We start from the raw sequence: 26,651 nt of genomic DNA, 5'->3' as shown, positions 1-26,651 counted from the left end.
CTCAGGCGCCAGATTACGCCTCGCCGAAGCGCGCCTCGTCCATCGCCATCAGCGTGTCCGCGCCGGATTCGATGGCGGCGGCATGGGCCAGCGTGCGCGGCAGGATGCGAGCGAAGTAGAAGCGCGCGGTTTCGCGCTTGGCCCGTTTGAAGGACTCGCCATGCGACGAGGCATCGGCGGCGGCCACGCTGCGCGCCCACCAGTAGGCGAGCACCACATAGCCGGCGTAGAACAGGTAGTCCGTGCTGGCCGCGCCGATTTCCTCGGGGTTGGCCGCCGCGCGCTGCAGGATGTTCTTGGTCAGTCCGGCCCACTCGGCCGCCTTCTGCTGCAGCGGATCGACGAACTCGGTCATCGACGCATCGTCCTTGTGCTGCTGCACGAAGGCGTGCACGTCGGCCAGGAACAGCTTGAGCCCGGCGGCCTGCGTGGCGGCGGTCTTGCGACCCATCAGGTCGAGCGCCTGGATGCCGGTGGTGCCTTCGTACAGCGTGGTGATACGGGCATCGCGCGCGAGCTGTTCCATGCCGTGCTCGTGGATGTAGCCATGGCCGCCGAAGCACTGCAGCGCGTGGTACGTGTTCTCGATGCCCCATTCGGTCTGGCACGCCTTCGAGATGGGTGTGAGGAAGCTCACCAGCGTGTCGGCGCGCTCGCGTTCGGCAGGATCCTCGGCGTGGGTGGCCACATCGATCAGGCTGCCCGCATGCAGCGCCAGCAGGCGGCTGCCTTCGATCAGCGACTTCATCGTCAGCAGCATGCGGCGCACGTCGGGATGCACGATGATCGGGTCGGCCGGCTTGTCGGGGTACTTCGGGCCGCTGAGCGCGCGCGTCTGCAGGCGCTCGCGCGCGTAGCGCAACGCGTTCTGGTAGGCGCGCTCGCTCAGGCCCACACCCTGCAGACCCACGCCGAGGCGTGCGGTATTCATCATGGTGAACATCGCCTGCAGGCCCTTGTGCGGCTGCCCGACCAGATAGCCCTGCGCGCCGTCGAAGTTCATCACGCAGGTGACAGAGGCCTTGATGCCCATCTTGTGCTCGATCGAGCCGCAGGCCAGCGCGTTGCGCTCACCGACCGTGCCGTCGCGGGCGACCTTGAACTTCGGCGTGACGAACAGCGAGATGCCCTTCGCGCCGGGTGGCGCGTCGGGCAGCTTGGCCAGTACCAGATGCACGATGTTGTCGGTCAGGTCGTGCTCGCCGGCGGTGATGAAGATCTTGGTGCCGGTGATGGCGTAGCTGCCGTCGGCATTCGGTTCGGCCTTGGTCTTCAGCAGGCCGAGGTCGGTGCCGCAATGCGGTTCGGTCAGGCACATGGTGCCCGTCCAGCGGCCGTCGACCAGCGGCTTGAGGAAGACCTCCTGCTGCCAAGCCTCGCCATGGTGCTTGAGCGCTTCCACCGCGCCGTGCGACAGCAGCGGGAAGTTGCCCCAGGCCAGGTTGCTGGCGTTGACCAGTTCGTTGAGCGGCACGCCCATGGTGTGCGGCAGGCCCTGGCCGCCGAAGTCGGGCGACGAGGTCAGGCCGGTCCAGCCGCCTTCCACGAACTGCGCATACGCGGCCTTGAAGCCGGGCGGCGTGGTGACCTCGCCGGTCGCCTTGTCGAGCTGGCTGCCGATCTCGTCGCCCACGCTGTTGAGGGGCGCGAGCACGGTTTCGGTGAAGCGCGCTGCCTCATCGAGTACGGCGTCGAGGATGTCGCGGGTGGCCTCGGTGTAACCGAGGCGCTGGAACAAGGCTTCGACGCCCAGCACGTCGTAGAGCGCGAAGCGGAGATCGGTCAGGGGAGCTTTGTAGGACGCGGGCATGCGGGTTCTCGGAAACGCGGATGAGGGGAAGCGCTGCGCTCAGCGCAGCACGCCGTCCAGGCCGGGGACGGGGTTGAGGGTGTTGCGGGTATCGATGTCGAAGGTGCGCTGCTTGGCTTCTTCCGGGGTCGCCCCGGCGCTGCCCTTCAACGTGTACGGCAGGGTACGGCGACTGGCGAGCGCGTCCGCCACCGCGATGCGGCCGGCGCTGGTGGGCGAGAAGGCGACCGTGACCACGTCCGCCGACTCCGGGCCGACCGACAGGCCGGGCGAGGCGCGCAGCTTGCCGGCCTCCTGCTCGCCGACCTGCACGTCGACCTCCACGGTGTCGAAGCGCATCGGGATGCTGCTGTAGTTCTGCAGGCGCAGGTCTACCGCCCACTGGCCATCGGCCTTCACGGTCAGCTGCTGCACGCTCACCGCGGGATCGGAGACCCGCCGGACCATGCCATCGCCGCAACCGGCCAGCAGGGCCGTCGCCGCCAGAAGTGCCAGCAGGGAAGTACGTCGCATCATGCCGCTGCTCCATAGGGGATGCGGCAGGATACTACGGCGTATGGCAGCCGGAATGGTGCGTCGGGGGAGGAATCGTCACGCAGGAGGATGTTGCGATGCAGCGAATCCGATAGGCCGCGGTGAGCCTCGATCCCGCCAATCCGGCACTACCCTCGCCGACGCGGCGCCTGGAACGGGAATCTGGTTGACACCCCTCCGTGGCTTGGATATGACAGCGCTGTCAACTAAGTGGGGCCGGGCAGGTCTGCACGCGGTTGTCGGTGTCGCCGACTCGGACCGAGGGGTTGCAGAAGGTCTTTGTCGGCGCCGGAGCGCGCGTGGAGATGCACGCGCCCGGCATCCATCAGGTGTGCTACGCGAAGATGCGAGGTGCGCCGTCATCCAAGGGAGAAGTGAGTGAATCCGATCCGAGTGACCCTGCTGGGGGCCAGCCTGCTGGCCTGCCTGTCGTGTAGCGCCCAGAAGGAACCCGAACAGGCGTCCGCCGCTGCGGCCACGCGCGATGCCGCGGAACTGAAGGACTGGCCGGCGCTGAAGAGCAGCTTCGCGCGGGATCCTGCCGTCGAAGCGCGCGCCGCCGAGATCCTCGCCAGCATGACGCTGGAACAGAAAATCGGTCAGATGGTGCAGCCGGAGATCAAGTCGATCACGCCGGCCGAGGTGCGCACGTACTACATCGGTTCGGTGCTCAACGGTGGCGGTTCGTGGCCGGCGATGAACAAGCGCGCCAAGGTCGAAGACTGGGTGAAGCTGGCCGATGCCTACTACGACGCGTCGATGTCCACCGATGCGAAGATCCCGGTGCCGGTGATCTGGGGCACGGACGCCGTGCACGGGCACAGCAATGTGTACGGCGCGACGATCTTCCCGCACAACATCGGTCTGGGCGCCGCGCACGACGTCGAGCTGATCGAGCGCATCGCCGAAGCCACCGGGCAGTCCACCCGTGCCACCGGTGTGTCGTGGACGTTCGCGCCCACGGTCGCGGTGGCGCAGGATGCGCGCTGGGGCCGCACGTACGAAAGCTATTCCTCGCAGCCGGCGCTGATCCGCGAATACGCCGCCGCCTACGTCAAGGGCATGCAGGGCCTGCTGGACAAGGACGGCAACGTCGTCGCCACCGCCAAGCATTTCATCGGCGACGGCGCCACCGACGGCGGCAAGGACCAGGGCAATGCCACGGTCACCCAGTCCACGATGATCAACGTCCACGGCCAGGGCTACTACGGCGCGATCGAAGCCGGCGTGCAGACCGTCATGGCGTCCTTCAACAGCTGGAACGACGTGGCCGCCGGCAAGGACTACGGCAAGATGCACGGCACACGCGATCTGCTCACGGTCGCGCTGAAGGAGAAGATGGGCTTCGACGGCTTCGTCGTTTCCGACTGGAACGGCATCGGCCAGGTCACCGGCTGCAGCGACGACCGCTGTGCGCAGGCGATCAACGCCGGCATCGACATGGTGATGGTGCCGGACAAGTGGAAGTCCTTCATCACCAACACGATCGCCCAGGTGAAGTCCGGCGAGATTCCGCAGGCCCGCATCGACGACGCAGTCATGCGCATCCTGCGCGTCAAGCTGCGCGCCGGCCTGTGGGAACACAAGCCGTCGGCCAGCCAGCATGCCGGCAAGCCGGAGGCGTTGGTGCATCGCGACCTGGCGCGGCGCGCCGTGCGCGAATCGCTGGTGCTGCTGAAGAACGACGGTGGCGCACTGCCGTTGAAGAAAGGGCAGCGCGTGCTGCTGGTCGGCAAGAGCGCCGACAGCATTTCCAACCAGACCGGCGGCTGGTCGCTGACCTGGCAGGGTACCGACAACACCAACGCCGACTTCCCCAACGCCGACAGCATCGCCGCCGGCCTGCGCGAGCAGCTGGGTGAGGCGAACGTGCAGTTGCGCGACAGTGCCGAAGGCGTGGATCCGACCACGTATGACGTCATCGTGGCCGCGATCGGCGAAACGCCATATGCGGAAACCAATGGCGACATCGTGCCGTCCGACACCGTGGCGCACAGCCGTCGCCATCCGGAAGATCTGGCCACGCTGAAGGCGGCGGCCGCGACCGGCAAGCCGGTCGTCACCGTGTTCCTGTCCGGCCGCCCGCTCTACGCCAACGACCTGATCAACCTGTCCAGCAGCTTCGTTGCTGCCTGGTTGCCAGGCACGGAAGGCAAGGGCGTCACCGACGTGCTGGTGGCCGGTGCCGATGGCAAGCCGGCGCACGATTTCCGCGGCAAGCTGACGTTCCCGTGGCCGGCCGTGGCCTGTCCGAAGGCCGACAGCACGCCACAGTTCGCGCTGGACGTTGGCCTGCGTTACGGCGACAGCAGCAACGTCGGCAAGCTGCCGGAAGACAGCACGGCCAGCTGCGGTGATGCCACTGCGATGGGCGTGTTCAACCAGTCGGACATCGCGCCCTTCACCCTGCAGATGGCCGCTGGCAGTCAGGAGCAGGCGGTGGGCGCCGACATGAACGCCATGCACCGCTGGCCCCAGGCCAAGCCCGCGCTGCAGGTCACCACGGTGCAGGTCAACACGCAGCAGGACGCCAAGGAAGTGACCTGGCTGGCGCCGGCGCGCTTCTTCGCCCGCAACCCGTCGAAGAACAACTTCACCTCGATGGCGACCGCGCGCGGTGCCGTGCAGTTCGACGTGATCGTCAGGCAGGCGCCTACCCAGCCGGTGCAGTTCACCGTCGGCTGCGGGGCGAACTGCGGCGCCAGCCTGGACCTGACCGCGACGTTCTCCGGCGACGCTGTCGGCAGGAAGCAGACGGTCAAGGTGCCGCTGGCCTGCTTCGGCAAGCGGGGCGCCGACCTGAGTGGCGTGGATACGCCTTTCAGCATCACCGCCGACGCCCCGTTCGCCGCCGCCTTCACCAACATCCAGGTGGTGGCCGGCGCGGCCGACGCCGCCGATGCAGTGAAGTGCGCCCAGTAAGTTCGTTCGCACAGCGCCCCGTGGAATTCCCGCGGGGCACTGACGCAGTGCAAGTTGCAATCGCGCGGCGGCTCCGTAGGCTGGCCGTTCCGTCCGGATCCCATACCAGCAGGCATACCAATCCATGACCACCCAAACGACCCGATGGTCGCAGTTCGGCGTGCTGATCACCGTGTTCTTCTTCTGGGGTTTCGTTGCCGCCAGCAACGACATCCTGATCCCGGTGTTCAAGAAAGCCTTCAACCTGACGCAGGCGCAGAGCCAGTACGTCGCCGTCGCGTTCTACGTGGCGTACACCGTGGGCTCGCTGATCTACGTGGCGGTCTCCAAGATCATCGGTCTCGATCTGCTCAACAAGATCGGCTACAAGAACGGCATCTGCCTGGGTCTGGTGATCTCGGCGCTCGGCACGCTGCTGTTCTATCCGGCGGCCAACTCGGGCTCTTTCAGCCTCATGCTGTCGGGTCTGTTCATCGTCGGCTTGGGTTTCTCGCTGCAGCAGATCGCGGCCAACCCGCTGGCTATCGTCATCGGTGATCCCAAGACCGGCGCGCAGCGGCTGACGCTGGCGGGCGGCATCAACAACTTCGGCACCACCATCGGCCCGCTGCTGGTGAGCGTGGCGATCTTCGGCAGCGTGCTGTCGGGCGGCACCGAAGCCAGCATCGAAAGCGTCAAGACGCCCTACCTGGTGCTGGGCGTGGCCTTCATCCTGGTGGCGATCTTCCTGAAGTTCTCGTCGGTGCCCAATCACATTGATCTGGAGAAGCTGTCCGAGTCCGAAGCGCAGGACACGAGCAAGCTGATTCACAAGAAATCGGCGCTGGGCTATCCGCAGCTGGTGTTGGGCATGATCGCCATCTTCGTCTACGTGGGCGTGGAAGTGTCGACCATCAGCAACCTGCCGGCCTACCTGGAATCGCCGGAAGGCCTGGGCCTGGAGACCTCGCAGATCGCGCCGTTCGTGTCGCTGTACTGGGCCAGCCTGATGATCGGGCGCTGGGGCGGCGCGGCCGGTGCGTTCAACGTCGGTGCCGGCGCCAAGCGCTGGCTGACGCTGCTGCTGCCGTATGTGGCATTCGGCGTGTTCCTGGCCGTCAACGCGATCATGAAACACGAGGTGTCGCAGTTCTTCGGCTACGCCGCCGTCATCGTGCTGATGATCCTGGCGACGCTGGCGAGCAAGGGTAATCCTGCGCGCATGCTGCTGTATTTCGCCATCTGCGGCATCGCCGCGCTGCTGATCGGCATGTTCACCACCGGCTGGACCAGCGTGGTGGCGTTCATCAGCGTGGGTCTGTTCTGCAGCACGATGTGGCCTTGCATCTTCGCGCTGGCCATCACCGGCCTGGGCAACAAGACCAACCAGGGCAGCAGCCTGCTGATCATGATGATCATGGGCGGCGGCTTCGTCAGCCTGGCGCAGGGCGCACTGGCGGACCAGGTGGGCGTGCATTTCAGCTTCATCGTCGGCGTGGCGTGTTTCGCTTACCTGGCGTTCTATGCCATCGCCGCTACCCGCACGTTGCGCAAGCAGGGCATCGACCTGGACAAGCTCGCCGCCGGCAGCGGCCACTGAGTGCGGTGCGCGCCGGAGAGAGGCCGGCGCGCATCCTACAAGCCATCGGGCCACTCTCCGGCCCGGTGGCTTTTCTTTTGCCGGGCGGCAGGTGTAAAACTCGCCAGGGCACAGAGGCTCCTGGACGAGGGAGGCTGAGATGGCGACGTCGAAGCAGGGCGGAACAGGGCGTCGCTGGACGCTGCGCATGCTGCTCGGCCTGACCGTGCTGGGAGTCGGCACCTGGGCGGCGTTCCAGTTGAGTCCTTGGCCATCCGTCCTGCTGATCCGCTGGGCGTTCGACAAGGGCGCGACCGAGGCGTCGGACGCCTTGCGCAAGCATGTGCCTGCCGGGGTCACTGAGCGGCGTGGCCTGGTATACGACCGGGCGGAGCCGGATGCGTTGTTAGACGTCTACTTTCCCGCGCACGTGCAGGGTAGCGCCCAGCGGTTGACCACGGTGGTCTGGATACACGGCGGCGGCTTCGTTTCGGGGCGTCGTGGCGACATCGCCAATTACCTGCGCATCCTGGCTGCACGCGGCTTCGTGGTGGTTAATGTGGACTACGCCATCGCGCCGGGGGCGACTTGGCCCACGCCTGCGCGTCAGGTCAATTCCGCGCTCGGCTATCTGCAGGCGAACGCGGACGAACTGAACATCGACACCCGCCGCATTGTGCTGGCCGGCGATTCGGCAGGGGCACAGATCGCGGCAGAAGTGGCCAACGCCACCACCTCGCCGACGCACGCCGAACGCGTCGGGCTGGTACCTGCATTGCGCCCCGGCCAGCTTGTCGGCACGGTCCTGTTCTGTGGCCCCTACGATGCCGCTCTCGTGCAATGGGACAGCCCCTTTGCCGCTTTCATGCGTACCGTGCTGTGGTCGTACCTCGGCCGCAAGGACTTCCACGACGACCCTCGGCTGGATGCGTTTTCGGTCGCGCGCCATGTCACCCCTGCGTTTCCTCCTTCCTTCATCAGCGCAGGCAATGCTGATCCGCTTGAACCGCATTCGCGCGCGCTTGCCGCTGCGCTCGAGGCGAAGGGGGTGAGGGTGGATGCGCTGTTATTCCCGAAGGACTACATGCCTGCACTTCCGCACGAATACCAGTTCAACCTGGACACCGAGGCGGGGCGCCGGGCCATGGAGCGCAGCGTCGCTTTCCTGCAGGGACTGGCGCAGGACCCTGCTTCCGCAAAGTGAGCGGGGATCAGCTGGCCAATGCCAGCCCGGCGGGCGCCACCCCTGCGGTACGCCGGCGGTCGGCGTAGCGGCACAGCAACCCGGCACGCTGCCGGGCCCACTGCGTGGCCCAGCCGATCGCGCGCTCCTCGCAGCGCACCGCCATCTCGAACGGGGCGATGTCGCCCATGTCGACGCATACGCGCAGCATCAGGCCTGCGTTGACGGGGCGAATCTCGGCGATCAGCGTGTCGTCCACATACAGGTCGTGGCCGGCGTCCGTGCGGAGCCAGGTGAAGCGATCGGGGAGCACATGTGCGGACGTCTTCATGACGATGTTCACTCGGGAATTCCGGGCAAGGGAGGTGTGCAGCGACCTTGCGACAGGCTGCGTGGAAGCGACGTCAAGACCCGGGGCTGCGTCCCCTTGGCGGGCGCGGCATTCAGCGCCCGGTGGCCCGCGTCGCAGCGACGTGACGGATGGGACATGGCGAGCGGAACATGTGGCGCAAGACTGCGGTTCCGACCTGAGGTGCCCGACATGATCCGCCTGACGTCCTGCCTGCTGCTCTGCCTGGCCGCACCGGTCATCCATGCGCAGGACGCGCCGACGCGCGAGCACTTCGCTCCGCCCGGTCACGAGGCCGCCTACCACGACTGGCACTACACGCCGGTCGTGAAGGTGGGCGACATGGTGATCGTTTCCGGTATTCCGGCGGCCGGCCCGGGCACCTACGAGGAGAAAGTGAGGCGCATGTTCGAGGCGCTGGGCAAGCAGTTGGCGCAGGCGGGCGCCACCTATGCCGACGTGGTGGAACTGACCACCTTCCACACCGGGCCCACCGATCCGCAGGGCTTCCAGGCGGAATTCGCCCGCTTCGCGCCGATCCACCACGCGTTCTTCCCGACGCATTACCCCGCATGGAGCGCCGTGGGTACCAGTGCGCTGCTGGCGCCGGGGGCGGTGGTGGAAATGCGCGCGGTGGCGATGATCGGTTCCGGTCGCGCCCCGAAGGCGGACATACCGAAACCGGCACCACGAGCGGCGACCCCCTGAGTGTCCTGTAGCGTCAGTGGCCGGTATCGCGCTTGGCCAGCATCATTTCGATCAGATCCAGGATCTCGGCCAGCGGTATGCCGTAGGAGCCGGCATGACCGGCGTCGAAGGCCTGCTTCCATTGGTGGTAGCCGTCCAGGTAGGCTGGGTCGGGCATGCCCTGGCCGACCAGTTCCGCATCGCTGCGCTCCAGTACCTGGCCGATGATCGGAAGGTGGGCGAAGGTGGTGATGACGCCGTTGCGCAGGCCGGGATGGCGGATGTGCGCATTGGTCACGCTCACGTGCAGGATCTCGCCGCCGAGCGGATGTTGATCGATGCGGTTGATGGTCAGTACCGGCGTTTCGGCCGCATGGCGCCCGAGGCAGCGCCAGCGTTGGCCAATCGCGTAGGAAGTGGAGACGTGCGTCATGGGCAGCCTGCAGGGATGGATCCCGAAGGATAGGCAGCGGCAGGCGTGGTGTCCGCGAGAGCAGTCCTGTGAAACGCGACTCGCCTGATGCGGCAAAGTGCGGCGGCCCGCGAATGGACCGTCCCCGCGATTCCGTCTGTCGGTCCGTCGCGCCCGCCGTTGTCCGGATTGATGCACGCGCGGCGATATCACATGTCGACTCCAGCCCATGCACATCCTGTGCAGTCGCGGGCGCAGATCCGCCACAACGAGCGTTCCATCATGCCGCTTGATTCAAATTCCCGATCCATCCTCGGGTGGTGCGTCGTGGCCGTCGTGCTGCTGGCCACCTGGCTCCATGGCAATGGCAAAGGCCTGGACCAGGGTCGGTCAGGCTGTGAACGGAAGCTCGTGTCGGTCCACGAAACGCACGACTGCTCGGTCTGCCATCAGGACGCGGCATCGCGTGACGCCGCGATGAGGGGGGAAGATGTGGCGCCGCGCGCGACCCGCAGCGTTGCCGTTGCGCCAGGCAGTTAATCCGGCGGACAACGTCCGGCCGCCTGCTCGGCTTTCGCCGCCTCCAGCGCTGCATTGGCGGCGGCCGATTCAGTCGCGGCTTCCGACAGCTTCTGCTGGTTCTTTTCGGTAGGCGATGTCACCGTGCGCTGGCGGATCTCTTCGTAGGCTTCGTCCACGTTCTCGGCGGCGCGCTGCTTGGCGGCAACACTGGCGCAGGTGGGTGCATCGCCGCCACGCGCAGCGCCACCGCTACCGCAGGCAGTGAGCAGGAAGACGCACAACAGGGTGGGAAGTCGCATGGCCGATCCTCGGAAAACCTGCGGCCAGCCTAGTCGTCATATGTGGACAGGCATGTGAAGCGGCGTGGCGCGCGCGTGGGCAGTCGTTCCAGGCTTTGACCGCTTGCGGACTCTCCTGCGGACGGCGGATACGTTTGCCGTTGACGGCCTAGAAGCGCGTACCGGTCGGCAGGTAGCGCCATTGCCCGACGGGCATCTTGGACAGGGCGACACGCCCCACTCGCAGGCGCCGGATCGACACCACGTCCAGTCCACCTTCCCGGCAACGGTGGCGCAGCTCGCCGGGCTGCACGTCCTTGATCGCGAAGCGCAGCCGCACCTCGTTCTGCCAGCTGACCTTGCAGGGCGCCAGGCCGCGTCCCTGGTAGGTGGGTACGTGGCCGATGCGGCTCAGCGTATAGGGACCGGTCTCGCCGCGGATCTCCACCACGAATTCCTGCTCGATCTGCGCGTAGTCCTCGGTCAGGCGTCGCCACACGCGTCCATCCTGGCTGAGCACCATCAGCCCGCTCGCCTCCGTGTCCAACGGCATCAGCGCGGTCAGCCGCTGCAGATGGCGCTTCAGCGGGCGAACGCCACTGTCGTCGTCCGCGATGTGCGTGGCCGGCACGGCCAGGGCGGCGGCGTCCTGCCAGGCGATGCCTTCGGGCTTGTGCAGCAGGAGCGTGGCGGGTTCGGTGGCGGTGAGTTTCGCGGCGGGATCGATTTCCACGCGTTCGTCGGTGACCGGGTGCTGGGGGGCTTCCACCGTCTCACCGTCAACCGTGACCCAGCCGCCTTCGATGTACTGGTCGGCTTCGGCGCGCGAGCAGCCCGTCAGTTCGGCAACACGCTTGGCAAGGCGGATGGGTTCGGGCATGGGCGACACCGGTGCTCCTGGCGGGCACGAAAAAGGCCTGCATCGCTGCAGGCCTTCCGTAAACGATATGGTGGCCCGGGGCGGATTCGAACCACCGACACGCGGATTTTCAATCCGCTGCTCTACCAACTGAGCTACCAGGCCATGGTCTTGCGCGGTACAGGCGTACGGCAGAAGAGGCGCAATGATACGGACCCCCCGGGGCGATGGCAAGCCGGACAAGCGCTGAATGGCGGGCCTTCGAGCCGCCGCCGGCCCGCCGGGACGGGGGCATCATGCATGCGGGAGTGCGCCCCTCCACGCACCGACAGGCAAACACCATGAAACACGTGACGCTTCTTGCCCTGCTGATGGCGACGACGCTGGCCGCCTGCGCCACCGGCCCCCAGCAGACGGACGCAGAAAAGCTGGCCTTCTACCGCAGCCACGCCGGCGAGCCGGTCAAGGACTTCCGCTATTTCGGCACCATCAATGGCTGGTCCCCCCTGGGCGATGGCGCGCTGGCGGTGTGGACCAAGCCCAGCGAGGCCTTCCTGCTGGAGCTGTCCGGTCCCTGCCAGGACCTCGACTATGCCATGGCGATCCGCATCACGAATTTCGGTAGCCGGGTCTCGGCGCGCTTCGACGACGTGATTCCGCTGGGGGCGGGCACGTCCAGCATCAAGCTTCCCTGTCGTATCCAGACCATCCGCCCATTGGACGTGAAAGCCCTGCGCGCCAGCCAGAAGGAGCTGCGCGAAGCCGCCGCGGTGGAGCGCGAAGCGAAGACCTGAGAAGGAAGCCGGTCGGAGTTACGGCGTGGGCAGGTAACCGGCCGGCTTGTCCGCGCCGCCGCCGAACAGGAACTTCTCCAGTTCGGTCTCCAGGAATGCGCGGTGCTTGGGATCGCGCGGCGACAGCCGGTTTTCGTTGATCAGCATGGTCTGGTGCGCCAGCCATGCCGCCCAGGCAGGCTTGCCGATGTCGGCGTAGATGCGCTTGCCCAGCTCGCCGGGGTAGGGGACGAAGTCGAGCCCTTCCGTTTCGCGTTGTTCGTACTGGCAGAAGACGGTGCGCGGCATCGGTCAATTCCCTAGCAGTTTGCGGATCGGCGCCGGCAGGCCCAGCGCGGCCAGATCGCCACGCGCCACCCAGCGCAGACCGTCATTGTCGCGCACCACGTCGCGCAGGGCGATCTTGCGCAGGCGCTGCAGCTGTAGATGCAGGCGGTAGTGGCTGAAGGTGTGCACGATGACGGGCAGTTCTTCCGCGGCGTCGTAGTTTCCCTTGACCTCGCGCGCGAACCACTCGCGCATGCCCGCATCGGTGTCGGCCTGCGGCAGCGTCCACAGCGAGGCCCAGATGCCGGTCTCCGGCCGCCGCTGCAGCAGGATGTCGCCGTCTGCGTTCTCCAGCCACAGCGCCACGGCCTCGCGTTCGGGCAACACCTTGGATGGCTTGGAGGTGGGCAGCGCGGCGGTAAGACCGTCGCGACGCGCCCCGCAGTCTTCCTGCAACGGGCACACCACGCAGGCCGGCTTGGCGCGCGTGCACAGGGTGGCGCCGAAATCCATCTGCGCCTGCGTGTAGTCGGCCAGTCGGCCGTCGGGCACATCGCGCAGATGCTGCTCCGCCAGCATCCACAGCTGCTTCTCCACCGCCGGCAAGCCGGGCCAGCCGGCAATGCCGTGGAAGCGCGTCAGCACGCGCTTGACGTTGCCATCGAGGATGGGGAAGCGGTCGTTCCACGCCTGCGACAGGATCGCACCTGCCGTGCTGCGGCCGATGCCGGGCAGTGCGTGCAGGGCGTCGAAATCGCGCGGCAGTTCGCCGCCGTGCGCGGCGACGCAGGCTTTCGCTGCAGCATGCAGGTTGCGTGCGCGGGCGTAGTAGCCCAGCCCGGCCCAGTGCGCCATCACGTCGTCGGTGGATGCGACGGCCAAGTCGGGCAAGGTCGGGAAGCGCTCGACGAAGCGCAGGAAGTACGGGATGACGGTGGCCACCTGTGTCTGCTGCAGCATGATTTCCGACAGCCACACGCGATACGGCGTGCGCGGGTGCTGCCAGGGGAGGTCGTGGCGGCCGTGATCGTCGAACCAAGCGAGCAGGCGATGGGGGAAGGAGTCAGCGCTCACGTACAGCATCCTGTGGGAGCGACGTCAGTCGCGATCAACCCCCGCGATGGCGTCATCGCGACTGACGTCGCTCCCACAACAGCAGATGCTGCGATGTCAGCTGCCACCCAGCGCTTCCGGCAGCAGCGCATCGACGAACGATTCCGCATCGAACACGCGCAGGTCTTCCACGCGCTCGCCGATGCCGGCGTAGCGGATCGGGATGCCGAACTCGCGTGCCAGCGCGAACACCACGCCGCCCTTGGCCGTGCCGTCGAGCTTGGTGACTACCAAGCCGGTGACGCCGACGGCGGCGTGAAACTGGCGCAGCTGCGAGAGCGCGTTCTGGCCGGTGGTACCGTCGATCACCATCAGCACCTCGTGCGGCGCCTCGGGATCGATCTTGCCGAGCACGCGGCGGATCTTACCGAGTTCGTTCATCAGCCCGGTCTGCGTGTGCAGGCGGCCGGCGGTGTCGGCGATCAGCACGTCGGTGCCGCGCGACTTGGCCGACTGCAGGGCATCGAACGCGACCGACGCGGCATCCGCATCCTGCCCCTGCGCGACCACGGGCACGCCGTTGCGTTCGCCCCAGGTCTGCAACTGCGCGACGGCGGCGGCGCGGAACGTATCGCCGGCGGCCAGCATCAGGCTATGGCCGTCCTGTTTGAAGCGGCGCGCCAGTTTGCCGATGGTGGTGGTCTTGCCGACGCCGTTGACCCCAACGGTCAGCACGACGAAGGGCTTGCGGCTGGCATCGATGGCGAGCGGCTTGGCGACCGGCGCGATCAGCGCGATCAGGTCGGCGCGCAGCGCCTTCAGCAGCGCCTGGGCGTCGGCGAATTCGCGCGCCTTCATCCGCTTGCGCAGGTCTTCGATGATGGCGGTGGTCGCCGGCACGCCGACGTCGGCGGTCAGCAGCGCGGTCTCGATTTCGTCCAGCAGATCGTCGTCCAGGCGCGGGTTGCGCGTGAACAGGCCGGCCAGGCCCAGCGCGGCGCTGGTGCGGCGCAGACGATCGCGCCAGCCGGGCTTGCCGGCCGCGGCAGCGGGGGCGCCTTCAGGTTCGCTCTCCGGTGTTGGCATGGGAGCGGCCTGGGATGCGGGGACAGCCGTCGCCGCTTCCGTCTGCACGACGACCTGGCTTTCTCCTCCATCCGCCTTCGACAACGTCTCCTCCGCGGAGGGGGGAGAAGAGGGGGCATCGTCCGCCGGCAACGGCTCGCTGGGCGCACGCGGGAAGGCGGCGGCGAGTTCCTCGATGCTGGGACGGGTCTGGGCGGTGTCGGCACCGTCCTGGGGCTTCTTGCGGCGGAAAAAACCGATCATTGCAGGGGGTATCTCGAAGAGGGCGACATGCTACCACCCGGCTGTCGGGCGCTTGGACACAGGACTCAAGTGGGGCCGGGGGTGGCCGATATCGAGGGCGGAGAACCCGGAGTCCCCGCATGAACGCCATCGCCGGCATCGCCACCTCGGGCCTGCGCGCCGCCTCGCTCGGCATGCAGGCTGCGGCGCACAACATCGCCAACCTGGCCACGCCCGAGGCCACGCGGCAGTCTGTGGCGCTGTCGGCCGAGGCGGGTGGTGTGTCCGCGCGCGTGGTCGAGGCGCCCGCCGATCCCGGCGCCCCGGTCGAAGACCTCGCCGCGATGCTGACCTACAAGGCGATGGCCGGCGCCAACCTGTTCGTGCTGAAGGTGGCGGACCAGACGCTGGGTGGATTGCTGGACGTCAGGGCCTGAACTGCACCCCGTAGCCCGGGTAGAGTGCAGCGAAACCCGGGGGCTGTTCGCGTGGACGGTTTCGGTGCCGCACCGGAGATCGCGTGGTCCCGGGTTTCGCCTGTGGCTCTAACCGGGCTACGGATCAGGAGCGTACCGTCTCCGTTCGCCCCTCACCCGCCTTCGGCACCCTCTCCCCGTTGCACGGGGAGAGGGGACTGCAAGGAGGGTTCTACTACGTGGACAGTTCCAGCAGCAGTGAATTGAGCCGCTTCACGTAGCCGGCCGGGTCCTTGAGGCTTTCGCCGGCGGCCAGCGCGGCCTGGTCGAACAGCACGCGGGTGAGGCTGTTGAAGCGGTTCGCGTCGCTTTCGGCGTCGAGCTTGGCGATCAGCGGGTGGTCGGGGTTGTACTCGAACACCGGCTTGCTCTCCGGCACCTGCTGGCCGCTGGCTTCCAGCAGCTGGCGCATCTGCAGGCCCAGATCGCCCTGGCCGATGGCGAGGATGGCGGGCGAATCGGTCAGGCGGTGCGAGACGCGCACGTCGGCAACGTCCAGGCCCAGCACGGTCTTGATGCGGCTGGTCAGCGCTTCCTTCGCCTTGGCGCTTTCTTCCTGCGCCTTCTTGTCGTCCTCGCTGTCCAGCGCGCCCAGGTCCAGGTCGCCGCGGGCCACGTCGGCGAAGGACTTGCCGTTGAACTCGGTCAGGTAGCCCATCAGCCATTCGTCGATGCGGTCGGTGAGCAGCAGCACTTCGATGCCCTTCTTGCGGAAGATTTCCAGGTGCGGGCTGTCCTTGATCTGCGCGTGCGTGTCGCCGGTCAGGTAGTACAGCTTGTCCTGGCCTTCCTTCATGCGGCCCACGTAGTCGGCGAGGGCGACGCTGGGCTCGCCGGAGGCGTCGTGGGTGGAGGCGAAGCGCAGCAGCCCGGCGATCTTCTCGCGGTTGGCGTAGTCCTCGGCCGGGCCTTCCTTCAGCACCTGGCCGAAGTGGGTCCAGAACGCCTTGTAGTCCTCGGGCTTGTCCTTCGCCAGCTTCTCCAGCATGTCGAGCGCGCGCTTGGTCAGCGCCGAGCGCATCGAGTCCACCACCGGGCCCGACTGCAGGATCTCGCGCGAGACATTGAGCGACAGGTCGGACGAATCCACCACGCCGCGCAGGAAGCGCAGGTACAGCGGCAGGAACTGTTCGGCCTGATCCATGATGAAGACGCGCTGCACGTACAGCTTGAGGCCCTTGGCGCCGTCGCGGTGGTACAGGTCGAACGGCGCGCGACCGGGCACGTACAGCAGGGAGGTGTATTCCAGCTTGCCTTCGACCTTGTTGTGGCTCCACGCCACCGGGTCGGTGAAGTCGTGGGCGATGTGCTTGTAGAACTCGGTGTATTCCTCGTCCTTGATCTCGGACTTCGCACGCGTCCACAGCGCGCTGGCCTTGTTGACCGCTTCCCATTCGGGAGCTGCGGGCGCGTCTTCGCCGTGATGCTCCTTCGGCATCTCGATCGGCAGGCCGACGTGGTCGGAATACTTCTTGATGATGCCGCGCAGCTTCCAGCCGTCGGCGAAGCCTTCCTCGCCGTCCTTCAGGTGCAGCACGATGCGGGTGCCGCGCTCGGGCTTGTCGACGGTGGCGACCTCGAAATCGCCTTCGCCGGCGCTGGACCAGTGCACGCCCTCGCCGGCGGGCAGGCCGGCGCGACGGCTGAACACGTCCACGCGGTCGGCCACGATGAAGGCGCTGTAGAAACCCACGCCGAACTGGCCGATCAGGTTGGCGTCCTTCTTCTGGTCGCCGGACATCGCGCGCAGGAACTCGCCGGTACCTGACTTGGCGATGGTGCCGAGGTGGGCGACGGCTTCGTCGCGGCTCATGCCGATGCCGTTGTCGTCGATGGTCACCGTGCGCGCGGCGGCATCGAAGCCGATACGGATGCGCAGGGTGGGGTCTTCCTCCAGCAGCTTCGGGTCCTTCAGCGCCTCGAAGCGCAGCTTGTCGGCGGCGTCGGCGGCGTTGGAGACCAGCTCGCGCAGGAAGATCTCCTTGTTCGAATACAGCGAGTGGATCATCAGCTGCAGCAGCTGCTTCACTTCGGCCTGGAAGCCCAGTGTTTCCTTGCGGGTTTCGGTGGTCATCGTGGACGTGCTCCTTGGATCGTCATGCGGGCCGCCGGCGCGGCCGATGGCTCCCGGTGTATGGGTGGGGCGGCCGATTTCAACCCGCGAGGTCCTGCAGGAGGGGCGCGCCGGGGTCGTATCATGCGGAGCCTTCCCCTCCCGGTTTCCCGATGCCCCGCAACGCTCGTCGCCCCCCTGCCGCTCCCGCCGCCGCCCTGCGCGGCATCGGGCAGGTGCGGATCATCGGCGGGCGCTGGCGCGGCACGAAGCTGGCGGTGCCGGAGCGTCCCGGCCTGCGGCCCAGCAGCGACCGCGTGCGCGAGACCCTGTTCAACTGGCTGATGCCGGCCCTGCCGGGGGCGCGCGTGCTCGACCTGTTCGCCGGCACCGGCGTGCTGGGGCTCGAAGCCCTGTCGCGCGGGGCCGCGCGGGCGGTGCTGGTGGAACGCGACCCCGGCCTCGCCACCGCGCTGCGCGAAGTGGTGGCGAAGCTGTCCGCGCCGGCCGAGGTGCATGCGGCGGATGCGCTGGCCTGGCTGGGTGGCCGCCACGAGGCCTTCGATCTGGTGTTCCTGGACCCGCCGTTCGCGGACGCCCTGTGGGGCCGCGCACTGGAGGCGCTGGTGCCGCGGCTGGCGCCCGGGGCCTGGATCTACGTGGAATCGCCGGCGGACATCGTGCCGGCGGTTCCACCGGCCTGGGCCCTGCACCGGGAGGGTCGCACGCGCGAGGTCCGCTACGCGCTGTATCGCGCCCCGGGCCATCACGCCGCTGTTACACTTCGGCCCGACGACCCGCCGGCGACGACTGAATGACTGTGGCGCGCACCCGGACGGCCGTGTACCCCGGCACGTTCGACCCCATCACCAATGGCCATATCGACCTGATCGACCGGGCCGCGCCGCTGTTCGAGCGCGTGATCATCGGCGTGGCCGAAAGCCCGGGCAAGGGACCGGCGCTGCCGCTGGCGCAGCGGGTCGCGCTGGCCCGCGAGGCCGTGGCCCGGCACCCGCATGTGGAAGTGCAGGGCTTCGACGGCCTGCTGGCGCACTTCGTCAAGGCGGTCGGTGGCGGCGTGCTGCTGCGCGGCCTGCGCGCGGTGTCCGACTTCGAATACGAATTCCAGCTGGCCAGCATGAACCGCCACCTGATCCCGGAGGTCGAGACGCTGTTCCTGACCCCGGCCGAGCAGTACGGCTTCATTTCCTCGTCGCTGGTGCGCGAGATCGCCCGGCTGGGCGGCGACGTCTCCGGCTTCGTGCCGCCGGCGGTCACCGCGGCGCTCAAGGCGCAATGGCAGCAAGACAAGCAGGGCGCCTGAGCGCCCCACCGTTTCGACAACCGTTTCACCAGGAGGGGGATTACCCATGAAGAAGATCGCAATCCGCATGCTGCTCACCGCCTGCCTCGTGCTGCCGTTCGCGGCGTGCAAGAAGCAGGACGAAGCCCCGGCCGAGCCGGCCGAAGTCGCGCTGGTCGCGCCGACCACCGCCGAAGACGGTCCGTGGAAGGAATACCTGAGCAAGGTGGTCGACGCCAACATGGGCACGATCACCAGCACGCCGTATGTGTACTACCTGCCGGCCGAGACCGACCCGGAGTTCGACGCCAAGTACGGCCGCCAGCTGGAGCAGGCCAAGGGCGCCGTGGCGCGTGGCGTGAGCAGCGGCAACCTGATCGCGTTCGGCTCGCCGAACAGCGCCAAGATCGCCGACCTGGCCGTGGCCGCGTTCGAAGGCGCCGCCGTCGACTCGTTCAAGGGCGTGCGCGTGCTGTTCATCGGCAAGGCCGAGGACAGCGAGCGGGTCAAGGCCGCCGTCACCCCGAGCAGCGCCGAATACGTCTTCGTCGAAGCCAAGTGACCTTCCGGCGCGTGGCCGMCATACGGCGGCCACGCCTCTGCCGGAAGGTCATCCCCGCGCAGGCGGGGATCCAGTGACTTCTAGCCGTCACTGAGTCCCGTTTCGACGGGAGCAATGGAAGTCATGTCCCTCAAGATCAACGAACTCTGCGTCAACTGTGATGTCTGCGAGCCCGCCTGTCCCAACCAGGCCATCTCGATGGGCGAGACGATCTATGTGATCGATCCGGCGCGCTGCACCGAATGCGTCGGCCATCATGACGAGCCGCAATGCGTCGTCGTGTGCCCGGTGGAATGCATCGACCCCGATCCGGCGTATCCTGAGACCCACGAAGCACTGCTGGCGAAGATGCTCCGGCTGCAGGCCGGCTGACTCCGCCACGGCGCGTGCTTCGTCCCGGTATCCGTCCAGGAGAAGTCGTGATCCATCGCCGTCTGTTCGCCCTGTTGTTCGTTGTTGCGTTTGCGCCTGCCGCGCTGGCGGCCGACGCCGTCCGCACCCCTGCATTCCCTTCGCATCCGCCCGGTGCCGCCATCGCCAGCGCGCATTCGCTCGCCACGCAGGCGGGACTGGATGTCATCGCGCAGGGCGGCAACGCCTTCGACGCGGCCATCGCGGTGTCGTCGACGCTGTCGGTGGTGGAGCCGATCAGTTCCGGACTGGGCGGTGGCGGCTTCTTCCTGCTGCACGACGGCAAGACCGGCAAGGAGGTCTTCATCGATGCGCGCGAGACCGCGCCCGCTGCGGCCACGCCGGACAAGTACCTGTTGGCGAACGGCGACTTCAACCGCGACCGTGCCGAGAACGGTCCGTGGGCGGCCGGCATTCCGGGCCTGCCGGCGGCGTTCGTCCATCTGGCGGAGAAGTACGGCAAGCTGCCGCTGAAGACCTCGCTGGCGCCGGCGATCCGGGTGGCGCGCGACGGGTTTCCGGTCTATGCGCGCATGGCCCGCGGTTACCAGGCGCGTCGCGAGGTGATGGAGCGCTACAAGGGCACGCGTTCGGTGTTCCTGGTCAATGGCCAGCCGATCAAGGAAGGCGACATCTTCAAGCAGCCGGACCTGGCAAGCACGCTGGAGCGGCTGGCGGCGCAGGGTTTCGACGGCTTCTACCGCGGCGAGACCGCGAAGCTGTTGCTGGCCGGCGTGAAAGCCGAAGGCGGCCAATGGACGGCGAAGGAACTGGCCGGCTACAGCGTGCGTGAGCGCGAACCGCTGACGTTCAAGTACAACGAGTGGCAGGTGACCACCGCACCGCCGCCGTCGTCCGGCGGCGTGGCACTGGCGCAGATGCTGCAGATCCTCGACGCCTACGATCTGTCGAAGCTGGACGAGGCGCAGCGCACGCATCTGGTGGTGGAAGCGATGCGCCGCGCCTTCCGTGACCGCACGTTCTACCTGGGCGATCCCGACTTCGTCGATATCCCGATGAAGACGCTGACCAGTCCGTACTACGCGGCCGGCCTGCGCGCGACGATCAATCCGGACAAGGCCACGCCGAGCGACCAGCTGTCGGGCCGGCAGACGCCGCTGGAAGACGAAGAAACCACGCACTTCTCGATCATCGATGCCGAGGGCAACCGCGTGGCCGGCACCCAGACGGTCAATCTGTTGTTCGGCTCGGGTCTGGTGCCGCCGGGCACCGGGGTGCTGCTCAACAACGAGATGGACGACTTCGCGTTGAAGCCGGGGACGCCGAATGCGTTCGGCGTGATGGGCTACGAGGCCAATGCGCCGCAGCCGGGCAAGCGCATGCTCAGCTCGATGACGCCGACCTTCCTGGCATCGCCGGACAAGGTCGCGGTGCTGGGCACGCCGGGTGGCAGCCGCATCATCACCATGGTGCTGCTGGGCGTGCTGGGTTACGACGCCGGCCTGGATCCGCAGGCGGTCGCGGCACTGCCGCGCTTCCACCACCAGTGGATGCCCGACCTGATCGAAATGGAGACCGACGCGCTGACGCCTGCGTCGCAACAGGCGCTGGAAGCCATGGGCCACGCGTTCAAGGTACGCGGCAACAGCGCGCAGGGCGGGCGCGGCTCCAGCCACGTCTGGGGCAACCTGCAGACGGTGGAGTGGGACAGGACCACCAATACGCTGCGGGGTGGGAGCGATCCGCGCAATTCGGTGGGGGCGGCGAAGGTGGTTGAATCCGCTGCGAAGCCCTGAAATCTGTCTTGTGGGAGCGACGTGAGTCGCGAAAGGCTTCCCGGGAGCGTCATCGCGACTGACGTCGCTCCCACACAGAACGGGGCGTAGAATCGGCCTCATGAAACTCTGGTCGCTGCTGGGCAATTCCCAGAAACTCGATGGGGGCGCGATGTTCGGCAACGCGCCGCGCGCCATGTGGGAAAAGTGGTCGCCGCCGGATGCGGAGAACCGCATCGAACTGGCCTGCCGTGCGCTGCTGGCGCAGCCGTTGAACGGCAAGACCGTGCTGTTCGAGACCGGCATCGGTGCGTTCTTCGAGCCGAAGATGCGCGCGCGCTTCGGCGTGCAGGAAGATCGCCACGTACTGCTCGATTCGCTGCAGGCGGCCGGTTTCTCGCACGAGGACATCGACGTGGTGGTGCTCAGCCATCTGCACTTCGACCATGCCGGCGGCCTGTTGGCGCCATGGCAGGAGGGCAGGGCGCCGGAACTGCTGTTCCCCAACGCGACCTTCGTCGTCGGCGCCGACCACTGGCAGCGTGCACTGACACCGCATCCCCGCGATCGCGCGAGCTTTATTCCCGAACTGCAGCCCTTGCTGGAAGCCAGCGGGCGACTGGAACTCGTGTCCGGCGACCATTCAACCGTGCTTGGCGAGTCCGTGCGCTTCAGCTTCAGCGACGGCCACACGCCGGGCCTGATGCTGGCAGAGATCGTCGGCCCCGAGCGCATCGATGGTCAGCCGCACGGCGGCGTGGTGTTCTGCGCCGACCTGATCCCCGGTCGTTCCTGGGTGCACGTGCCCATCACCATGGGTTACGACCGCAATGCGGAACTGCTGATCGACGAGAAGCGCGCCTTCCTCGACGACAAGCTCGCCCGCAACGTCCATCTGTTCTTCACCCACGACCCGGGCTGCGCACTGGCGCAAGTCACCCGCGACGGGAAGGGCAGGTTCGGCGTGGTCCACGAGGTCGCGGAACTGCACGCGCGTCCGTTGGCGGCGTGACGCGTCTGATTCAAGTCGTGGGAGCGACGTAAGTCGCGACAGGGCCAATGTCTTCGCGACTTACGTCGCTCCCGCAGCAAGAAACTTCGCTACGACAGGAAACGCCTCACCCCACCCGCGTGCCGAAAATACGGTCACCGGCATCGCCCAAGCCGGGCAGGATGTAGCCCTTGTCATTGAGGTGTTGGTCGATGGCGGCGGTATAGACCTCGACATCGGGGTGTGCGGCTTCCAGTGCTTTCAGCCCTTCCGGTGCGGCGACCAGGAAGATGCCCTTGATCCGCTTCGCGCCGGCGCGCTTGAGCATGTCGATGGTAGCGATCAGGGTGCCGCCGGTGGCCAGCATCGGATCCAGGATCAGGGCGTCGCGCTCTTCCAGCCGGCCGGTCAGCTTCTCGAAGTACGGCACCGGCTGCAGCGTTTCCTCGTCGCGCTGCAGGCCGACCACGCTGACGCGCGCAGTGGGGATCAGCGCCAGCACGCCGGGCAGCATGCCCAGGCCGGCGCGCAGGATGGGCACCAGGGTGATCTTGGCGCCGGCGATCTTCTTCACCTCCACCGGCCCCGCCCAGCCCGCCATCGTTTCGCTCGTCAGTTCCAGGTCCGCCGTGGCCTCGTAGGCGAGCAGCGTGCCCAACTCGGTGACGAGTTCGCGGAAGTCCTTGGTGTTGAGGCTGGCGTTGCGCAGCAGGCCGATCTTGTGCTGCACGAGGGGGTGGCGGACTTCGACGGTCTTCATGGCGGGTCACGGCGAGGGGAGATGCGGGAAGTCTGCATCAAACCCCGGGGTCCCACAAAGCAGGAAGCCGGCATGCGCCGGCTTCCCGCGTGGAGCATGGCGATGGCGTCGATCAGAAGGCCCAGCGCATCACCACCTGGTAGCTCGGACCGGCTTCTTCGGTCTCCAGCTCGTACTCGTCGTAGTCGCGGTCGATCTGGTCCTGCAGGGTGTTGAACTTGTCGAAGAACTCGTCCTTGCTGGCGTCCAGCAGGTTGTTGGCGCTCAGGCGTACCGACACGTTGGTGCCGAAGCGCTTCTCGACGAAGACATCCAGTTCGCCGCCGTAGCGGATCATGACTTCCTCGGCCAGCAGGCGCGTGTAGGCGTCGCCCTGCTTGCGGTAGGTCGCACCGAAGCTCGCGCCCCAGCTCGGGATGTCGTGGATGAAGCCGATGTTGTAGACCGACTTGGCCTGGTCGTTGAAGCGGCGTTCGCCCAGGAAGTCATCGACCTTGGACTTCACCCACGAGTAGTTGGCGAACACGCCGGTGTTGTCCAGGCCGATGGCCGACAGCGGCGTGGAGACGTCGAACTCGAGGCCGTAGACCTTGCCGTCGCCGACATTGGCCGAGGTGTACAGGAAGCTCGAGGCCGGTTCCTGCGCCATCGCATCGGCCAGGTCGACCGCGTCGCCGTCCTCGATCAGCTCGTCCCAGACGTCCTGCATCTCTTCGCTGGGCTCGCCGGTGTTGACGATCTCGATGAGGTCCTTGACGTCGCGATAGAAGAAGTTCAGCCCGACCACGCCCTTGCGGCCCAGGCGGTGCTCGAAGCCGAGATCCAGGCCGTTGGCGGTCTCCGGGTCCAGCTCGGGATTGCCGATGTAGTCGTTGTCGCCGAACTCGCCGTCCAGCAGGGCGGGCAGCAGCTCGTTGAAGTTCGGGCGCTTGATGGTCTTGGCCAGCGACAGGCTGATGCGATCGGCGTCGCCCAGGTTCCAGCGCAGGTTCACCGACGGCAGCAGTTCGTTGTAGTCCTTGCTGACGCGGCCTTCGCTCTCCTCGTCCTCCAGGTATTCCACGTCGGACTTGGTGGTCTCGTAACGCAGGCCGGCTTCCCACGAGAAGGCCTCGCCCTTGCTGCTGAGCATCACGTAGGGATCCAGGCGTTTTTCCTCGATCACCGAGGCGACGCTGCCATCCAGCGCGTAGTCCGCCAGCGAGTTCGGGGCGTCGCCTTCCTCTTCGGCTTCCCACTCGTAGCTGACGAGCAGGCCCTCGCGCTTCTTGGTGCGGTAGTCCACACCGAACTCCAGTTCGGCGCCGCCCACCGGGCGCGCATGGCTCAGCCTGAAGCCGGTCTCCGCATCCTTGGCGGTCACGGATTCGGCGCTGTAGACGGTTTCGTCCCACTCCGCATCGGCCGGGATGCTCCAGGTGTCGTCCCAGTTCTCCGCGCCGCTGACGTAGACCTGTTCGCCCTCGGTGGTGGCCTGCGAATTCTCGAAGCGCGCGTGGTCCACGCTCACCTCGGTGGTGCCGCCGCCCATGTCGAACCTGTATTCGGCACCGATGCCGTAGTTCTTCTGGTCGTACGGGTCCCGGCCGGGGACGAGCACGTTGATGGTTTCGTCGTCGTCGAGCTCCTCCTCGAACGACACTTCGGTCACGTCGCGATCGGTCTTGACGTAGAAGGCGTCGACGCTGAAGCGGCCAGCGTCGCCCACATCAGCGGTGTAGGACAGGTTGGCCGAGTAGTCGCGGCCGTCCTTCACCTCGGTCTGGTCTTCCCAGCTGACCTTCTCTTCCTGGGTGCTGTCGGTGAAACGGTCGGAACGCTTGGTCTTGGCGCGGTAGCGGTCCTGCACGTTGATGCCGGCCAGCAGGCGGCCACCGAGCGCCTCGAACGAGGTCACCGCGCCGAAAGTCGGGTTGACCTCGCCATCGTCCCAGCGGTTCACGCCGACGCGGATGTAGCTGCCAGTGAACTCGTAGGCATCGCGCAGTACGATGTTGATGGCGCCGGCCATGGCGTCGCCGCTGCGGTTGGCGCTGGCGCTGCGCTTGATCTCGATGTGGTCGACCATCTCGGCCGGGATGCGGTCGACGTAGAACGAGCGGTCGTCGCCGGCGCCCGGCACCTTCTTGCCGTTGATCAGCACCTGGGTGTAGCCGCCGCCGAGGCCGCGCAGCTGCACGCCGTCGTATTCCATGATGTCCGAGCCGACGAAGCCCACGCCCGGTACGCGCTTGAGCATGTCGCCCACCGTGTTGGGCTCGAAGCGCTGGAAGTATTCCAAGTCGTAGACCAGCGTGGGCGCGATGTCGTCGGTGCGGTCGCGGTAGGCGATCTCGGCCTGCACCACCACGGTGTCCAGTTGCTTGGGATCGCCGGCGGCGCCGGCGTCCGGCGCCTGGTTCTGGGCGGTGGCGGCGAGGCTGGCCGGCAGCAGGGCTGCGCAGAACAGCACCTGCGAGAGCGAGGCGGCCAAGGCATTGCGTTTCATCGTGTGTCGTCCCCGTGACGAAAGTAAACGGCACTTTGTAAGCACGTCACATGGCGGCAACATGACAGCGAGGTTCCCGTGCGGTGACAGGTATTCGCGTGCAGTGCGCTGACACGAAAATGTCATGCCGGCTGCGTAGAACATGGCAGTTTGTTGACGCCTTCATGTCATGGGGAACCCGGTGAAACCACGCCTTGCCTTGCTTGCGATTCCTTTCCTGCTCGCCGCCTGCGGCGGCAAACCCGATGCGCCTGCGCCGTCTGCCGCCGTGGCGGAGACACCTGTGCGCGAGAAAGAGCCCGACGAGAACGTCGAGAAGGATCCGCTGCTGAGCGAGGCGAAGATCGCCCACGTGGTAGTGCCGGAAGCGTTCATCACCGCCGCGACGCCGGCCGAGAACGTCGATTCGCCCGCCAGCTGGCGCTCGCCCGATGGCACGCGCTGGCTGATCGCCACGGCCAAGGACACGCACCGGCTGGTGGTGTACGACGGCAGCACCGGCAAGCAACTGCGCACCGTCGCCGGTCCCGGCAGCGAACTGGGACAGATGCAGCGGCCGAACGGCATCGCCGTGATCGACGACCTGGTGCTGGTGGTCGAGCGCGACAACCGCCGCGTGCAGGTCTTCCAGTTGCCGGACTTCAAGCCGCTGCTGGTGTTCGGCGCCGACGCGCTGAAGCAGCCGTACGGCCTGTGGGTGCGTCCGCAGAAGGATGCATACGAGGTCATCGTCAGCGACAACTACATGTCGCCGCAGAACGAAGACGCGCCACCGCCGCTGGCCGAACTGGGCCAGCGCTTCAAACGCTATCACCTGCAGCGTGCCGAGGGCGGCTGGAAGGCCACGTCGGCCGGCACCTTCGGCGACACCGGCGAGGCAGGGGCGATCCGCATCGCCGAATCCGTGTTCGGCGATGCGGCGAACGACCGACTGCTGTTGGCCGAAGAGGATGTCGCCGTCGGCACGCGCCTGCGCGAGTACGGACTGGACGGCACGTATCGCGGGCGCGACATCGGCGCGGATCTGTTCAAGGCGCAGGCCGAGGGCATGGCACTGGCGCAGTGCGCGGGCGGCAGCGGTTACTGGATCGCGACCGACCAGTTCAAGGACCGCAGCGTGTTCCACGTGTTCGACCGCCTGACGCTGGACTACAAGGGTGCGTTCGCCGGCAACCGGACCGCGAACACCGACGGCGTGTGGCTGGACCAGAGCGCCGATGCGCGCTTCCCGCAGGGTGCGTTCTACGCGGTCGACGACGACCAGGCCGTGGCGGCGTTCGACTGGCGCGACATCGCCAAGGCCCTGTCGCTGCCGGAGTGTCGCGTCGAATGAAG

24 protein-coding genes, 1 tRNA gene and 1 pseudogene are annotated in these 26,651 nt (G+C 67.1%); 13 read left to right on the top strand and 13 right to left on the bottom strand.

From position 1 onward, the window contains the following. Positions 1–13: 13 nt before the first annotated feature. Together ASD77_RS00970 and ASD77_RS00965 are read right to left on the bottom strand one after the other, a co-directional pair. Positions 14–1,810 (bottom strand): acyl-CoA dehydrogenase C-terminal domain-containing protein, encoded by a 1,797-nt coding sequence (locus ASD77_RS00970; RefSeq protein WP_055936046.1) that lies wholly within the window; start codon positions 1,808–1,810, stop codon positions 14–16. 39 nt (positions 1,811–1,849) lie between these two features. Next, entirely contained in the window at positions 1,850–2,323 is a 474-nt protein-coding gene (locus tag ASD77_RS00965; protein ID WP_055940818.1) for an LEA type 2 family protein, read from the bottom strand. Between the two features lie 399 nt (positions 2,324–2,722). Between ASD77_RS00965 and ASD77_RS00960 the strand changes: the two genes are divergently transcribed. The 3 genes from ASD77_RS00960 (at position 2,723) to ASD77_RS00950 (ending at position 8,028) form a co-directional block, all read left to right on the top strand. Further along, the gene (locus tag ASD77_RS00960) at positions 2,723–5,266 is read left to right on the top strand and encodes a glycoside hydrolase family 3 protein (RefSeq protein ID WP_235578443.1); all 2,544 of its coding nucleotides are present in this window, start codon (positions 2,723–2,725) and stop codon (positions 5,264–5,266) included. A 124-nt stretch (positions 5,267–5,390) separates the two neighbouring features. Next, the gene (locus tag ASD77_RS00955) at positions 5,391–6,845 is read left to right on the top strand and encodes an MFS transporter (RefSeq protein ID WP_055936043.1); all 1,455 of its coding nucleotides are present in this window, start codon (positions 5,391–5,393) and stop codon (positions 6,843–6,845) included. A 139-nt stretch (positions 6,846–6,984) separates the two neighbouring features. Next, complete coding sequence (locus tag ASD77_RS00950) at positions 6,985–8,028, top strand: alpha/beta hydrolase (RefSeq protein ID WP_055936040.1); 1,044 nt, start codon at positions 6,985–6,987, stop codon at positions 8,026–8,028. A 7-nt stretch (positions 8,029–8,035) separates the two neighbouring features. On the opposite strand, the gene ASD77_RS00945 is transcribed toward ASD77_RS00950, so the two are convergent. After that, positions 8,036–8,338 (bottom strand): hypothetical protein, encoded by a 303-nt coding sequence (locus tag ASD77_RS00945; RefSeq protein ID WP_082563053.1) that lies wholly within the window; start codon positions 8,336–8,338, stop codon positions 8,036–8,038. Between the two features lie 210 nt (positions 8,339–8,548). Here ASD77_RS00945 and ASD77_RS00940 point away from each other — a divergent pair, with 210 nt between their 5' ends. Continuing rightward, positions 8,549–9,064 (top strand): Rid family hydrolase, encoded by a 516-nt coding sequence (locus ASD77_RS00940; RefSeq protein ID WP_055936034.1) that lies wholly within the window; start codon positions 8,549–8,551, stop codon positions 9,062–9,064. Between the two features lie 13 nt (positions 9,065–9,077). Here the strand turns inward: ASD77_RS00940 and ASD77_RS00935 are convergent, their stop codons facing one another. From ASD77_RS00935 to ASD77_RS00920, 4 genes are all read right to left on the bottom strand, one after another. Continuing rightward, entirely contained in the window at positions 9,078–9,476 is a 399-nt protein-coding gene (locus ASD77_RS00935; protein WP_055936031.1) for a hypothetical protein, read from the bottom strand. Between the two features lie 515 nt (positions 9,477–9,991). Continuing rightward, complete coding sequence (locus ASD77_RS00930; RefSeq protein ID WP_055936029.1) at positions 9,992–10,276, bottom strand: hypothetical protein; 285 nt, start codon at positions 10,274–10,276, stop codon at positions 9,992–9,994. 148 nt (positions 10,277–10,424) lie between these two features. Next, positions 10,425–11,135: an rRNA pseudouridine synthase gene (locus ASD77_RS00925; RefSeq protein ID WP_055940813.1), complete on the bottom strand. Its 711-nt coding sequence runs from the start codon at positions 11,133–11,135 to the stop codon at positions 10,425–10,427. Between the two features lie 68 nt (positions 11,136–11,203). Further along, positions 11,204–11,279 (bottom strand) — tRNA-Phe (locus ASD77_RS00920). A 176-nt stretch (positions 11,280–11,455) separates the two neighbouring features. On the opposite strand from ASD77_RS00920, the gene ASD77_RS00915 reads away from it, so the two are divergent. Next, positions 11,456–11,908, top strand: a complete 453-nt coding sequence (locus ASD77_RS00915) for a DUF6491 family protein (RefSeq protein ID WP_055936027.1) — start codon at positions 11,456–11,458, stop codon at positions 11,906–11,908. Positions 11,909–11,926: 18 nt separating this feature from the next. Here ASD77_RS00915 and ASD77_RS00910 read toward each other — a convergent pair whose 3' ends face one another. From ASD77_RS00910 to ftsY, 3 genes are all read right to left on the bottom strand, one after another. Further along, a complete protein-coding gene (locus tag ASD77_RS00910) occupies positions 11,927–12,196 on the bottom strand; it encodes an oxidative damage protection protein (protein ID WP_055936025.1) in 270 nt (89 codons plus the stop codon). A 3-nt stretch (positions 12,197–12,199) separates the two neighbouring features. Beyond that, positions 12,200–13,258, bottom strand: coding sequence for an A/G-specific adenine glycosylase (mutY, locus tag ASD77_RS00905; protein WP_055936023.1), 1,059 nt, complete (start codon positions 13,256–13,258; stop codon positions 12,200–12,202). An 87-nt stretch (positions 13,259–13,345) separates the two neighbouring features. Further along, positions 13,346–14,557: a signal recognition particle-docking protein FtsY gene (ftsY, locus tag ASD77_RS00900; protein ID WP_055936020.1), complete on the bottom strand. Its 1,212-nt coding sequence runs from the start codon at positions 14,555–14,557 to the stop codon at positions 13,346–13,348. A 119-nt stretch (positions 14,558–14,676) separates the two neighbouring features. Here ftsY and ASD77_RS00895 point away from each other — a divergent pair, with 119 nt between their 5' ends. Next, entirely contained in the window at positions 14,677–14,973 is a 297-nt protein-coding gene (locus tag ASD77_RS00895) for a hypothetical protein (protein WP_055936017.1), read from the top strand. A 214-nt stretch (positions 14,974–15,187) separates the two neighbouring features. Here ASD77_RS00895 and htpG read toward each other — a convergent pair whose 3' ends face one another. After that, entirely contained in the window at positions 15,188–17,086 is a 1,899-nt protein-coding gene (gene htpG / locus ASD77_RS00890; protein ID WP_055936015.1) for a molecular chaperone HtpG, read from the bottom strand. A 152-nt stretch (positions 17,087–17,238) separates the two neighbouring features. Between htpG and rsmD the strand changes: the two genes are divergently transcribed. The 6 genes and pseudogenes from rsmD to ASD77_RS00860 all read left to right on the top strand — a co-directional run bounded on the left by rsmD (position 17,239) and on the right by ASD77_RS00860 (position 22,089). Further along, entirely contained in the window at positions 17,239–17,883 is a 645-nt protein-coding gene (gene rsmD / locus ASD77_RS00885) for a 16S rRNA (guanine(966)-N(2))-methyltransferase RsmD (RefSeq protein WP_055936011.1), read from the top strand. After that, the gene (gene coaD / locus ASD77_RS00880) at positions 17,880–18,389 is read left to right on the top strand and encodes a pantetheine-phosphate adenylyltransferase (RefSeq protein WP_055936008.1); all 510 of its coding nucleotides are present in this window, start codon (positions 17,880–17,882) and stop codon (positions 18,387–18,389) included. Before rsmD ends, coaD begins: the two co-directional genes overlap by 4 nt. A 46-nt stretch (positions 18,390–18,435) precedes the next feature. After that, complete coding sequence (locus tag ASD77_RS00875; protein WP_055936004.1) at positions 18,436–18,930, top strand: hypothetical protein; 495 nt, start codon at positions 18,436–18,438, stop codon at positions 18,928–18,930. A gap of 123 nt (positions 18,931–19,053) precedes the next feature. Then, positions 19,054–19,302, top strand: coding sequence for a YfhL family 4Fe-4S dicluster ferredoxin (locus ASD77_RS00870; RefSeq protein WP_055940809.1), 249 nt, complete (start codon positions 19,054–19,056; stop codon positions 19,300–19,302). Between the two features lie 140 nt (positions 19,303–19,442). Beyond that, positions 19,443–21,098: pseudogene (gene ggt / locus ASD77_RS00865) on the top strand (gamma-glutamyltransferase); the annotation flags it as partial. A gap of 100 nt (positions 21,099–21,198) precedes the next feature. After that, positions 21,199–22,089 (top strand): MBL fold metallo-hydrolase, encoded by an 891-nt coding sequence (locus ASD77_RS00860; RefSeq protein ID WP_055936002.1) that lies wholly within the window; start codon positions 21,199–21,201, stop codon positions 22,087–22,089. A 106-nt stretch (positions 22,090–22,195) separates the two neighbouring features. Here ASD77_RS00860 and upp read toward each other — a convergent pair whose 3' ends face one another. Further along, positions 22,196–22,828 (bottom strand): uracil phosphoribosyltransferase, encoded by a 633-nt coding sequence (gene upp, locus ASD77_RS00855; RefSeq protein ID WP_055935999.1) that lies wholly within the window; start codon positions 22,826–22,828, stop codon positions 22,196–22,198. A gap of 112 nt (positions 22,829–22,940) precedes the next feature. Then, positions 22,941–25,316, bottom strand: a complete 2,376-nt coding sequence (locus ASD77_RS00850; protein ID WP_055935996.1) for a TonB-dependent receptor — start codon at positions 25,314–25,316, stop codon at positions 22,941–22,943. A 268-nt stretch (positions 25,317–25,584) separates the two neighbouring features. On the opposite strand from ASD77_RS00850, the gene ASD77_RS00845 reads away from it, so the two are divergent. Then, positions 25,585–26,649, top strand: a complete 1,065-nt coding sequence (locus ASD77_RS00845; protein WP_055940803.1) for a phytase — start codon at positions 25,585–25,587, stop codon at positions 26,647–26,649. Positions 26,650–26,651 lie beyond the last annotated feature (2 nt).

The sequence above is a fragment of the Pseudoxanthomonas sp. Root65 genome, from assembly GCF_001427635.1.
Classification (GTDB): Bacteria; Pseudomonadota; Gammaproteobacteria; order Xanthomonadales; family Xanthomonadaceae; genus Pseudoxanthomonas_A.
The sequence above is the reverse complement of the archived record's forward strand: the minus strand, read 5'-3'. Positions and strand labels throughout refer to the sequence as shown.